Here is a 14,221-nt window from a genome sequence, read left to right on the forward strand (position 1 = left end):
AGGACGGCGCGCCGATACGTCCTGCCCGAAATACCAGGCACCTTTCCTGCCTGTTTCCATGCCCATTCGGATTGTGCGCGCCCGCGGTCTCGTCGCGGCCCGTCCAGGAGGATCTATGCAGCCGGCCGACTCCCTCCCGAGCTACGAGCAGCTGTTCGGCGATCTCGACTTCCGCGAGCGCGACGAGTCCCGCTCCGTGTACTCACCCGCCGCCTACCTCGCCGAACTGCTCCAGCTCCTCGGCGACGACGCCCCGTCCGGCCTGCTCGGCGACCTCCTCTCCCGCCGACCCACTCTTGGGAACGTTCCACTCGACGGCGCGAACACCTACACCGAGCTGCCCTACCTCGACGTGGTCAACGAGGTCCTGGAGCGGGAACTGCTCCGGGGCCGCACGGGCGGCGCCGACCAGGTGCTGCGGGCGCTGCGGCACCCGTTCACCATGCCGTTCTCGCTGCGGCACGCGCGGCTGCGCCGGCTGCTGCACCACCTGGAGGTCGAGCCCGCCGAGCTCTACCGCCACCTCGCCGACGCCCCCGACGCCGACGTCGTCGCCCGCGAGTACCTGGGGCTCACCCGGGACGACGTCGAGGTGCTCACCACCCCGCTCGGCGACGGTCCCGTACTGCGCGGACACTGGGGGCTGGACCCCAAGAACGGGGAGACCACCCTGCGCGTGCTGGAGGCGGTCCCCCGGTTCCGGCAGGCCGCGTCGATCACCGGCGTCGAGCTGCGGGAACTGCTGTACGGCGGCCTCGGCGCGGCCTCGACCGGCGGGGCGCGCCCCGAGCGCTCGGCCGCGTCCGCGTTCTTCGTCCACTACGGCGGCCCGGTGGTCGGCCTGGACACCGAGGAGGAGCGGCTCGTCCGCGTCGATGATCCCGCCGACCCCGCCGACTCCTCCGGCGGCGGCGAGCAGATCCCCGCGGCCTGGTTCGACCGGGCCTCCCGGTTCGTCCGGCTGGCCCGCCGCACCGGGCTCACCTTCACCGACCTCGACCTGGTGCTGCGCGACTGCTGCGGAAACCGGATCGACGCCGCGGCGCTGCGGCACCTCGCCGTGCTGCTCCACCTGAGCCGCGGCCTGGACGTTCCGATCGACGTCGCCGTCAGCCTGGTCGCCCCGCTGAACACGCTCGGCGCGGGCGACGGCGAGGCGCCGCGGGACCTGTTCGACCGGGTGTTCAACGTGCCCTTCGCCACGGCGGGCGCCCCGGTGATCCTCGGGTCGGCGCGGGTGCCGCACGGCTACGCCGGCCGGCCGGTGCTCGCCTGCACGGGCGATGTCCTCGCCACCCGCAACGGGGAGTACCGGCGGCGGGTCACCGCGGCGCTGTCCCTGACCGAGGGCGAGCTGGCCGCCCTCGTCACCCGCTTCCGGGAACGCCCCGCCTCGGACGACACCGCGCCGCCGCCCCCGTTCGACCGCGCGACCGGCCCGGCCGAGCTGTCGCTGCTGCACCGGATCCACCGGTTCTCCGCGGCGCTCGGCGTCTCGGCCGAGGAGCTGCTCGACGTGCTCGACGCCCTGGAGGGCGACCCGGCGCTGCGGCGGCACACCACCTTCCCGCTGCTGATCGACACCGGGGTGAGCACCGGCGACTACCACGCGGTACTGGCCGGCGGGGACGTCGCCTCCGGCCTGTGGCTGGCGCAGACCCTGCTGGCCGTGGTGCCGTGGATGCTGTCGGCCGACCTGAACGGCCGGGAGCTGGCCACCGTGCTGGGCCTCGCGGCGGCGCGGGCGGGGACCGGGACCGGCGGGCAGGCTGCTTCGAACGGGCAGGGCGCCTCGGACGGGCAGGGCGGGCCGGAGGTGCTAGACGCCGACGCGGCCCTGCTGGCGGAGCTGCGCCACCGGTTCGAGGAGCTCGCGCCCTCTCCCGAGCTGTTCGCCTCCCAACGGTTCGGCCCGCGCGCCGCCGCGGTGATCCACGACATCGCCGTCGCCCACCCGGACGGCGTGGTGTCCCGCCGGGACGCCCGGCTGCTGCGCGTCGAGCCGGCCCGCGCCGCGAACGCCGCCTACGCCGCCCTCACCGAGCTGGACATGGTGGTGGGCGGGGACCTGGAGGGGATCGGGCTCGGCGACCGCCTCGCGGTCAAGGTCTACACCAACCTGGTGCTCGCCGGTCACCTGGAGCCGGGCGGCGCCCTGGTGGCGGACCGGCTGCCGGAGACGCCCACCGGACTGCGACTGGCCCGCGACTTCGGCGGGCACCGCGACGCGCTGTTCGACCTGGTACGCAGCCTGTGCCCGGTGTCGCCCCCCGGCGAGCCGCTGCCGGAGCCGGCCGCCTTCTTCCCCTCCGACCTGGCGAAGCTGGCGGACCTGGACGAGGGGGAGCGCGCCGAGCTGTACGACAACCTGATCTTCAACGGCTACCTCGACGACGAGGGGACCGTGCTGCGGCCCGCCTTCTTCGCCCTCCGGGAGAACCGCGCCGCGTTCGCGGTGAACGCCGACCTGGGCGGGGTCGCGGCCGGCGTGCACACCCGGCTGCGCGAGCTGGCCACCCGGTTCACCGGCGGTGCCGTCGCCTTCGACCCGGCGGTCCTCGCCGCGCTGCCGCTGTCGCCGCGGCAGGTCACCGCCCTGGTGGAGAGCCTGCGGTTCAACGGCCACATCGACGCCGACGGCTTCTTCGCCGACCCGGCCGCGCTGCTCGACCCCGGTCTCGGCGAGCCGGCGCTGGCCCTGGAGTTCTACCCGTACCGCAGGCACGTCCTGGGCGCCCTGCGCGGCCTGCTCACCAAGGCGCGGGCCGCGCTGCTCGCCGTCACCCCGGCGGACTTCCTGGACATCACCGACCCGGCCGCCGCGCAGCGGGCGGTCGACCTGCTGGACGGCGTCCACCTGGCCGACGACCGCATCCTGCGGGGCAGCCGGGCGTTCTTCGCCGACCCGGCGAACCGGCTGGAGCTGGCCGGGTTCACCGCGGCCGAGAACTCCGCGATCTTCCAGCGGGTCGCCACCGCGCTGGCCGACCACCTTCCCTACCGGGTCGACCCGGCGGCGTCGGCCGAGTTCGGCTTCGACGCGGGCAAGCAGGAGCAGCTCGTGGCCAGGCTGGTCAACGCCGGGCACCTCACCCCGGAGCTGGGCGTCCCCGAACACCGGCTCGGCTACTTCGCCGAGATGTACAACGCGCTGGACTTCGTCCTGCCCGGCCTGGAGGACTTCGCCAAGGACGTCTTCTTCGTGCTGCACGCCGTCGCGGTGCGGACGAACGAGGCGATCGCCGAGATCACCGTCAAGCTGGAGGCGCTGGCCGCCCGGCAGCGCGCCACGCTGCTCGCCGTGCTCCAGGACGAGCTGGGGGTGAGCGCGCCGATCGCCGCCGCGGCCTGCGCGGCGGTCACCGGCGGCCCGGCCGAGGCGGTGGAGCTCCTGGTCGCCCCCGCGCTGGCCGTCCCCGCGTCGGCCGTCCCCGCGTCGGCCGCCCCCGCGCCGGCCGGTGCCGGGCGCGGCGCCGGCCTGCCCGCCGACTCGCGCGCCGCCCTGCGGCGGATCCGCGCCGTCGCCCTGCTCGCCGGGAAGTTCGGCCTCGACGCGAACCAGATCGTCCTCGCCTTCCGCGACCAGGACCTGGCCGGGAAGTTCCCCGAGCCGCTGGCCGCGCCCCGCGGCGTCGACCGGATCGACGCCCTGCTGGAGAGCTCCGACGGCAACGTCTACCTGTTCCGGGACCGGGAGTGCTGGGTGTACGGCCCCGGCTACGCCCGCGCCGGTGCCGAACCGGTGCCGCTGACCGAGCTGTCCGGCCGGTTCGCCGATCTCACCGGCGTCGACGCCGCGTTCAGCGACGTCAGCGGCACCGACTGGGTCATCGGCCGGGACACCGGCGGCGTCACCCGTACCTTCACCCGGCAGCGCGGCGGCGCCCGGTGGGCCCCGAACCAGCAGGAGTGGGGCGTGGTCGAGAACGCCTTCGACGCCCCCGCGGCGATCGACGCGGCGTTCACCGACGAGGAGGGCCGGGTCTACCTGTTCTGCGGCGACCAGTACGTCCGCTACTCCGGGGCCGGGCGCGACCACGTCGACCCCGGCCACCCCCGCCGGATCGGCGAGTGGTGGGAGGACGGGCAGCGCGGCGCCGAGCTGCCCGACCGGTTCCGCCGCTCGCTGGACGCGGCCTTCCGCGGCACCGACGGCACCACCTACCTGTTCTCCGGCGACCGGTTCCTGGCCGTGGACGGCACCGCCGCCGAGCGGCCGGTCGCCGACGCCTGGGGGCGGATCCGCAACGCGTTCGCCGAGACCGGCCGGATCGACGCCGCCTGCGCCGATGGGGCCGCCCACCTGGTGTTCTCCGGCGACCAGGTGTTCCGCTACTCCGGCGACGTCGAGAGCGGCGAGCTGCGGGTGGACGCGGGCTTCCCGCAGCTGATCGAGGCGTTCCTGCCGGGCGTCCCCGCCGAGTTCGCCGGCGGGGTGGAGGCCGCGTTCCGCGACCCGGCCGGGGTGCTGCACCTGTTCAGGAACGGCAGGACCGTCGCGCTGCGCCAGGGCGGGCCGGAGATCGCGACCACCGCGCAGCGCTGGGGGAGCGTCGGCACGGCCCTGCCCGGCGGCAGGGTCGACGCGGCCCTCGTCGGACTGGACGGCCGCACCTACCTGTTCTCCGGGGACCGCTACCTGCGCTACTCCGGCGCCGACTACTCGACGGTGGATCCCGGCTACCCGCGGCGGGTCGCCGACGACTGGGGCGGGCTGCTGCGGGTGGACGCCGCGTTCACCCTGGGCGGCGCCACCCACCTGTTCGGCACGGCCGGGCTGATCACCTGCCTCCCGGTGGAGCACGCCGGCGACCTGGACGCCGGCCGCCTGCCGCACCCGGTGCGCAGGCTGCTGCTGGAGCACGGCGTCGTCGCCGCCGAGGACGCGCCCGTGTCCGGGGCCGGTCCCGAGTGGCGGGTCACCGCCGACCACGGGATCCGGCTGGTGCTGCGTCGCGCCGTGGACCCGGCCGCGGTGAACCCGATCACCGGGAAGCGGGCCTTCGGGGAACGGATCGAGGTCCACAGCGCCGAGGAGTCCGAGGCCTCCTTCCACGTCCGCTACTCGGCCAGTGACTACACCGCCCCCGACGCCGCCCACCCGCAGGCGCTCGCCGCCGGCCGGTGGAACCTGCCGGACGGGCTGGCCGACGCCCCGTTCGCCAAGGTGGACGCCGCGTTCACCGGCCGCGACGGCCTGGTGTACCTCTTCTGCGGCGACAAGTACGCCACCTTCGACAACAAGCGCCGCTGGTGGTCGGAGCCGCAGCCGCTGCGCCGGCAGTGGGACGACCTGCCGTTCGACCGGGTCGACGCGGCCCTGCTCGGCAAGGACGGCCGGACCTACCTGTTCTCCGGCACCCGGTACGTCCGCTGCTCGACCGGCAACCACACCCGGATCGACGACCGCTACCCGGCGACGATCACCCGCTTCTGGGGGAACGTCGTCAGCGCCATCGCCCGCACCGGACGGATCGACGCGACCCTCGTGGCGGCCGACACCGGCGCGGACGGCGTCGAGCGCACCCGCACCTACCTGTTCTCCGGCAACCAGTACGTCCGCTACACCGGCACCGACCTGTCCACGCCCGACCTCGGCTACCCGCAGGTCCTGTCCGCGCTGTCGCGCGAGCCCCGGCTGGGCAACCTGAAGGAGGCGCCGGCCGCGCTGGACGCCGCGTTCGCCGACCGGGGCACCGTGTACCTGTTCGGCGGCGGGCGCTGCCACGCGGTCTCCCGGACCGCCTACCGCCGCTACGGGAACGCCCTCACCGAGCCGGTCCGCTGCGCGTTCGACCAGGACGGCGCGCTGCTGGCCGAGCGGGCCGGCGGCTGGTACCTGCACGGCCAGCCGGAGCGGGAGGCCGTCGAGCCGCGGCGGGCCCGGCCGCGGTTCCCCCGCGCGGTGCCGCCGGACTTCCGCGCCGACCTGGACGCCGTGCTGCACGGCGCCGACGGCAACACCTACCTGTTCAAGGGCGCGTCCTGCTTCGACGCCCGGCTGGGGCGGGCCTACCCGCTGGCCGAGGAGTGGGGCCGGCCGCGCAACAACGTCTACCACGACAACGCGGTGGACGCCGCGTTCGTCGGCACCGACGGGAAGACGTACCTGTTCAGCGGCGACCAGTTCGTGGTGTACGCCGGCGCCGCCACGATGGACGCCGACGTCGAGGGCGCGCCGCTGCCGATCGCGGAACACTGGGGCGGTCTGACCCGGGTGACGCTCGCCTACGTGCAGGACGGCACCACGTACCTGTTCGAGCCGCCCAGGGCCGACGGCACGATGCGCTACGTCACCTACACCGGCCGCGACTACACCCGGGCACCGGAGGGCGGGGTGCCGCGCGTCGCCGCCGCCGGGTTCTGGGGAGTGCCCGAGGAGTACCTGCCCGCCGGGTTCACCGTGCCGGACGCCGTGCTGTCCGTCGGCGAGAGCACGCTGCTGCTGTTCGACGGCCGGTACGTGCGCCGGGACCCGGCGGGACCGGCGGGCACGACGACCGGCGGGCCGGTGGCCGGGGCGTGGTCACAGCCGCGCCCGCTGGAGCGCGCCTGGCGCGGGCTGGCCAAGGCCGACGGCCTCACCAGCGCGTTCGTCGGCCGCGACGGCGCCACGTACTTCTTCTTCCCCGGCGAGTTCGCCCGCCACGACGGCACCCCGGCGGAGCGGCGGCCGATCCGGGAGGCCTGGGGCCGGACCCGCAACAACTTCCTGGGCACCGGCGACGACGTGGTCGACGCCGCGTTCGCCGACACCTCCGCCGACGGGAGCCGGGTGACCTACCTGTTCTCCGGTGACCAGTACGTCCGCTACACCGGCACCTCCTACCGGCACGCCGACCCCGGCTACCCCCGGCCGATCGTCGGCAACCTGCGCGCCGAGGAGGCGTTCACCGGCCTGCCGGTGTCGTTCGACGAGGACCTGGCCGACCGGCTGGAGGCCGACGGGCGGGCCATGGTCGACGCCGTGACCGGCGGCGGGCGCACCGTGCGGATCCTGTCCGGCGGCGTCTGGCACGTGCTGTCGCGCGGCCTGACCGCGCGGTTCGACCAGGCGGCGCTGGCCCGGGTCCGCAACACCGTCGCCGAGCGGCGGCGGGTCGACGCCGCCCTGGTGATCGCCGGGACGGGGGGCGGGACGGCCGGCGAGGAGGGCGGCCCGCGCACCCTGCTGTTCTCCGGCGACCAGTACGTCCGCTACTCCGACGCCGGAGGCTACGACCAGGCCGACGAGGGCTACCCCCGGGTCGTCGCCGAGGCGCTGCCCGCCGAGCTGGGCATCGCCGAGCTGCCCGAGGCTTTCCGCGACGCGATCGACGCGGCGTTCCAGGACGCCGACGGGGCCGTGTACCTGTTCGCCGGGTCCCGGTACCTGCGGATCGCCGGCGGCCAGGCGGCCGAGGCGCCGGTCGCCGGTGCCTGGGGCGTGGTGGACAACGCCTTCCGCCGCCCTGGGGCGACCGTGGAGGCGGCGTTCACCTCCCGCGACGGCGACCTGTACGTGTTCTGCGGCGGCCAGTACGCCCGCTACCGGATGACCCGCCTCAAAACCGTCGAGGACGGCTACCCGAGGCCGGTGGCCGGCGACTGGGGCAACCTGCCCGAGGCGTTCGACGCCGGGCCCGACGCCGCGTTCTCCTTCGAGGGCCGCGCCTACCTGTGCCGGGGCACCGAGCACGTCCGCTACTCCGGCGACCGCTACGACACCCCCGACCGGACCTATCCCCAGCCGTTCCCGCACCGCTGGTCCGGCACGGCCGACTTCCGGCTGAGCGACGTGCGGACGATCGCCCGGTTCGCCGAGCTGGCCCGCGCCCACTCCGGTGACCTGGCGGCCTTCCTGCTGCCCGGCGAGGCCGCCGTCGAGGACCCGTACCGCTACCTGGCCGATCTGTTCGGCTGGGACGCGGACGAGATCCGGTGGTGCCGGCGGCGGGTCGGCCTGCTGACCGCCGGCGCGGCCGACGAGTCGCTGTTCGAGCTGGAGTTCCTGATCCGGATCGCCGGCCTGTTCGCGTTCGCCGCCCGGCTGGGCACCGTGCCGTCCGCGCTGCACGCCGACGTGTGGTCCCGGCTGCACGGCGACGGCGACGGCGACGGCACCGCGCTGGACGCCGCCGCCGAGGCGCTGCAGGAGCTGCTGATCCGCCGCGACGACCCGGCCGTCCGGCCCGCGCTGCGGCGCACCCTGCACGACGAGCTCAACGTGCTGCGGCGCGACGCGCTGGTCGCGGCCGTGCTCGCCCGAAGCCCCGGCGACGGGCTGCGCACCCCCAGGGACCTGTTCGACCGGTTCCTGATCGACGTCGAGATGGGCGCCCGGGGCAACACCTCCCGGGTCAGGGAGGCCATCGCCGCCGTCCAGCTCTACGTGCACCGCTACCTGCTCAACCTGGAGTCCTCCGCGCCCAACGGGGCCGCGTCGACCGGGTCCGGCGTGGTCGCCCTGAACGGGTCCGGCGGGTCCGGGGGCGTCGTCGAGTCCGCCGAGGACGCCCGCCGCCGGATCCGCGAGTGGTGGCGGTGGATGCGCGGCTACCGGCTGTGGGAGGCCAACCGCAAGGTCTTCCTCTACCCGGAGAACTACATCCGGCCGGAGCTGCGCGCCGACCGTACCCCCGCCTTCCTCGCGCTGGAGGGCGACCTGCTGCAGAACGAGATCACCCCCGTGGCGGTGGAGCAGGCATACAAGCGCTACCTCGACGAGTACACCGAGGTCTCCCGGCTCACCATCGCCGGCGGGTACGTCTACACCAAGGACCGGGCGGCCGACGGCCCGTACCGGCTGGCGCTGTTCGGGCGCACCAAGACCGACCCGCGGCGCTACTACCACCGCCGGGCGGAGTTCACCAGCCGGGACCGGCTGTCGGCGTCCTGGGAGCCGTGGCAGAAGGTCGGCCTGCAGATCGACGCCGACGAGGTGCACCCGGTGCACGCGTTCGGCCGGATGTTCGTCTTCTGGGCGGTCGTGGAACCGGTCGCCGACGACGGGGCGACGACCACCGTGGTGGCCGAGCCCAAGGGTGGCGGGCAGCAGGTCAACGGCAGGCCGCCGACCCGGCAGATCAAGATCCTCTACTCGTTCCAGAACCTGAACAAGGAGTGGGTGACGGCGCAGACGCTCGGCGTGGGCGCCCCGCGCAGAGGCACGATCGACGGCGTCACCCTGTTCATCCAGCCGGTGGCCGCAGGCGAGGATCGCACCTCCGTCGTGGTCGCCTGCGCCCACACGGTGACCACGCCGAACCCGCCGGACAAGGACGGCAAGCCGCAGGGCCCGACCGTGCGGCGCCTCGGCCTGATGTTCTCGCTCAGCCCCGAGCTCGTCGCCGAGGACCTGACCGAGCGGGCCCTGGCCGACATCCCGGGCTTCTCCGACCTGCCCTTCGGGATCTTCCACGGCTCAGTCCTGGAGGTGCTGGCCGGGATGTGGGTCGCCGGCGAGACCGACGACAAGGTCGCCCAGGCCCTCGCCGCGGCGGCCGAGCGGGTCGCCAAGATCTTCGTCGACCCGGTGAACCCGGCCGACGTCGTCCGGTTCGACACCCCGGTCGCGGCCGAGTCCGGTTCCTGGTTCAGCGTGGACGTCAAGGGCGGCAGCTTCCTGTGCCGCCCGGCCGACGTGGGCCCGGACGACTCGGCCACCCTGCTGCCGCTGGCCGGCAACGGCGACGGGCTGCCGGCGTGGGAGCGGGTGGACGCCGCGGTCGAGCTGCCCGGCGGCGCCCGCTACTTCTTCGACGGCACCGCCGGGCAGTACGCGGAGTCGGTGCCGGGCAAGGTCCCGGACGGGGCCCCGGCGGGGACGCCCGCGGGAGCGCTGAGCGGGCGGCTGTCCACCGCCTCCCGGTGGGGCCTGGTCCCCACGGTCCTGCCCAGGGCCGACAAGGTCGACACGGTGCTCACCCGTGGTCAGCACACCTTCGTCTTCTTCGGCCAGCGCTACGTCCGCTTCACCGGCGTCCCGTTCCAGGTCATCGACGAGGGCTATCCGAAGAACATCAGGACCGGCGGCGAGAACCTCCCGCCGTGGACGAAGGTGGACGTCGCGTTCACCGCCCCCGACGGCGTCGAGTACTTCCTCTCCTACGGTCTGGGGCGCTACATGACGTCCGAGGACATCGCCGCCGGGGCGGCCAGGAACCCTCCGGAGGCCCCGGCCGACCACCGGCTGGAGGACCTGCGGGTCTTCGAGGACATGCCGGGCAACCTCAGTCCGCTGGACGCGGTGCTGGTCAACGACCGCTTCGCCTTCGCCCTCGCCGGGAACTCCTACGCCCGCTTCGTCTGGAGGACCGACCCGGACGGGAACGGGAGGGGGCACGGGAGCGGCGGGCAGCGGCGGCGCCGGTTCGTCCTCGACGAGCCGCAGGGGCAGAACAGGTATCCGCTTCCCCTCGCCGGCAACCGGACGGGCCTGCCGCAGACCCGGGTCAACGCCGCGGCGTGGCGCGACGACGTCACCTACTTCTTCGACAACGGCGACAACGGCACCGTCGGCGGCACCGGCAGCGGCTTCTACCGGAAGATCACTTCCAACGGGACCACCACCCAGCACAGGATCGGCGCGACCACCGCGCTGGCCTCGACCGGCAAGGTCGGCGCGGCCTACACCGGCGACGGCAAGCTGTACCTGACCAGCGGCACCGAGTACGTCCGCTACACCCTGGCCGGCGACGGCCTGCCGGGCCGCCTCGTCGACGAGGGCTACCCCAAGCCGCTGGCCAAGGAGATCGACACCGCCTTCACCCGAGGCGACACGGTCTACCTGTTCTCCGGCGCGACCTACGCCCGCGGCGCGACCGGCGGCGGGCCCGGCGCGGCCGGGGAGTACCTGCCGGTCGCCGGGGCCTGGGGCGGGCTGCCCCGCGAGTCGCCCACCCCGTTCGACGCCGCGATGGACTCCGACGAGGGCCTGTTCCTGTTCGCCGGCGGCTTCTACGCGCGCCGCCCCAGGGTCGCGGCCGTGCCCCGCCCGTACGAGCGCGTCTCCCTGCCCTTCGAGATCATCCGGCTGACCACCGGCACCGCCGCCGTGCTCAACCAGCGGCTGCTGTCGGGCGGGGTGGCCGCGCTGCTGGACACCGCCACCCAGGAGACCGACGAGGTGACGGTCACCGTCGACTCCGAGGCCGCCACGGCGGTCCGGGTCCGGGAGGACAGGGTGGACGAGGGGCGGCTGCCGACCGGCGCGCACCTGGACTTCCAGAGCGCCAACGGCGTCTACTACTGGGAGATCTTCTTCCACGCGCCGCTGCTCATCGCGCAGGCGCTCAACGAGGCGCAGCGCTTCGAGGACGCCAAGCGGTGGTACGAGTACGTCTTCGACCCGACGAACCCGCACGGGCACTGGCGGTTCCTGCCGTTCCTCGGCGCCGACCTGCGGGCGCTCGCCGACGGCTGCGCGCGCGACCTGGAGGTGCTGCGCGAGCTCGGCGTCACCGTCACGACGGTCGAGGAGGCCGGGCTGGCGGGCGTACTGGCCGCGCTGCGCCGGCTGGCCGCCGCCGACACCGGCGACGGCCGGCCCCGCGAGAGCGACGTGCTCGCCGTCACCGACGAGGACACCCACCGGGCCGTCGCCGACGCCGTCACCACGCTGGCGGGCACCGCGGGGCTGACCTCCGGGCAGGCCGCCGCCGTGGCCGCGCTGGGGGAGCGCACCGCCGTCCTCGCCGACCTGGAGAAGCAGCTCCGCGCCCTGGGCGGCCGGGCCGACCTGCTGCGGGCCTACCGGGAGGACCCCTTCGACCCGCACGCCATCGCCCGGCTGCGCCCGGTCGCCTATCGCCGCGCCGTGGTGATGGGCTACGTCGACAACCTGCTCGACTGGGGCGACATGCTGTTCCGGCAGTACACGCCGGAGAGCGTCGACGAGGCGCGGATGCTGTACATCCTCGCCTTCGACCTGCTCGGCGAGGCCCCGGAGCGGCTGGGCACCGCGCTGCCGCCGGAGACGCGGACCTTCACCGAGCTGGAGGAGGAGCTGGAGAAGGAGCCGGGCGACCTCGACCTGCTCGGCTACCTGACCGGCGGCGGCTCCCTGCTGGAGCGGGCGGGCCAGGCGCACGCGGGCGTGGCCGCCTCCTACTTCCACATCCCGGACAACAGCGTGTTCGCCGAGTACTGGCAGCGGGTCGTCGACCGGCTGCGCAAGATCCGCGAGTCGCTGAACATCCTGGGCGTCAGCCAGCCGTTGCCGCTGTTCGAGCCGCCGCTGGACCCGATGCTGCTGGTGCGCGCCGCCGCCGCGGGCACCCCGCTCGGCGAGGCCGCCGCCGCCGCGACGGCCGTGCCGGTCCCGCCGCAGCGGTTCCCGGTGGCCCTGCGCCGCGCCCAGGAGCTGGCCGACCGGGTCCGTCAGTTCGGCGCCGACCTGCTGGGCGTGCTGGAGCGGCGCGACGCCGAGGAGCTGAGCCTGCTCCAGGTCAGGCAGGAGGGGACGGTCCTCGGCCTGACGCTCGCCGTCCGGCGGGCGCAGGTGCGGATCGCCGAGGAGGACCTGGCCGAGCTGCAGGAGAGCCTGTCCTCGGCGAAGGGGCGCTCCGACCACTACGGCGACCTCATCGACAACGGGTTGTCGTCGCTGGAGCACGGCCAGCTCGCCATGATGTCCATCGGCGCGTCCCTGCACGTCGTCGCCGCCCTCCTCAAGACCGGCGCGGCGTTCGCCTACCCGGCGCCGCAGGTCAAGGTCGGCCCGTTCATCCTGGGCACCGAGTGGGGCGGCGAGCAGGTCGGCCGGGGCCTGGACAAGGCCGGCGAGGTGTCGGAGTCCGCCGCCGAGGGCCTCAGCATGACCGGCGAGGCGCTGGGCGTGCGCGCCCAGCACGAGCGGTCCGTCGAGGACTGGAGGCTGCAGCTGGCCATCGCCGACAGCGACGTGCTCCAGATCGGGTACCAGATCACCGCCGCGGGGCACCGGCTGGAGGCCGCCCGGCAGGAGCTGGGGATCCTGGAGCAGGAGATCGCGCACAACGCGTCGACGGCGGCGTTCATGCGGGACAAGTTCACCGGCGCCGAGCTGTACGGGTGGTTGTCGGCGCGGCTGTCCGGCCTGTGCTTCCAGGCCTACGAGATGGCCTACGAGGCGGCGCGGGCGGCCGAGGCGGCGTACCGGTTCGAGCGCGGCGTCCGCGACGGCGAGCCCGAGCTGATCCGGCCGGCGTACTGGGAGAGCCGGCGCAGCGGCCTGCAGGCGGCCGAGAGCCTCGGCATGGACCTGGAACGGCTCGGCCAGGCCTACGCCACCGGCAACGCCCGCGGCATGGAGATCACCAAGAAGGTGTCCCTGCTGGAGCTGGACCCGGTGGCGCTGCTGCGGCTGCGCTCCGGCGGCCGGTGCGAGTTCGCCCTGGGCGAGGACCTGTTCGGCCGGGACTTCCCCGGTCACTTCCTGCGCCAGATCCGCACCGTGTCGGTCACCTTCGCCGACGCCGCGGGCGAGCAGCTCGGGCTGAACGCGACGCTGACCCAGCTGAACAGCAAGACCGTGCTGGAGGCCGACCCGAAGGCGGTCAAGTACCTGCTCGACCCGCAGGGCGACGCCCCCGTCACCCTGCGCGGCGACTGGCGTCCCGGCCAGCGGGTCGCGCTGTCCCAGGCCGAGTACCCGCAGGAGAACAACGGCCTGTTCGAGCTGCGCTACGACGACGAGCGTTACCTGCCGTTCGAGGGCACCGGCGCGGTGTCCACCTGGCGGCTGGAACTCGGCGGCGGCCTGCGGGGCCTCGCCGGGGCCGGCGCCCTGACCGACGTGGTGCTCACCGTGCGCTACACCGCCGAGCACGGCGGCGACGTGTTCACCGAGTCGGTCAAGGGCATGCTGCGCCCCTACCCGGCGGCCCACCTGGTCGACGTGGCCCGCGACTTCCCGAAGGAGTGGGCGGCGTTCCTCGACGGCGGCGACCGCCTGGTGCTGCCGCTCTCCCCCGAGCTGTTCCCCGGGATGAGCAGCCGCAGGATCACCGGCCTGTACCCGAAGTACGAGTACGCCGCCGCGACCCCGACAGGCACGGCGCGGCTGGTGCTGGAGACCGGGCGGCGGCTCCCGCTCGCCGACGGCGTTCCGCTGAACACCCCGGGCCTGAGTCTCAACGGCGGCGGCCCGTCCGATTGGGCCTTCACCGTCGAGGGCGACCGGAGCGCCCTGAAGAACGTCACCCTGGTGCTGATGTACCAGGCCGCCGTCCGCTGACCGGCCCGGCGACCAGTCCGACGA

Annotated in this window: 1 protein-coding gene; it reads left to right on the forward strand. The window is 74.5% G+C overall.

Going from position 1 to position 14,221, the window contains the following annotated elements:
* Positions 1–115 precede the first annotated feature (115 nt).
* Positions 116–14,197 (forward strand): hemopexin repeat-containing protein, encoded by a 14,082-nt coding sequence (locus ABD817_RS23465; protein ID WP_344920246.1) that lies wholly within the window; start codon positions 116–118, stop codon positions 14,195–14,197.
* Positions 14,198–14,221: the final 24 nt, after the last annotated feature.

It is taken from the genome of Streptosporangium oxazolinicum, assembly GCF_039537505.1.
Lineage (GTDB): Bacteria > Actinomycetota > Actinomycetes > Streptosporangiales > Streptosporangiaceae > Streptosporangium > Streptosporangium oxazolinicum.

What these genes read in the sequence shown, in the direction of transcription:
- ABD817_RS23465 (WP_344920246.1), top strand. Translation starts at nt 116, where the DNA reads ATGCAGCCGGCCGACTCCCTCCCGAGCTACGAGCAGCTGTTCGGCGAT.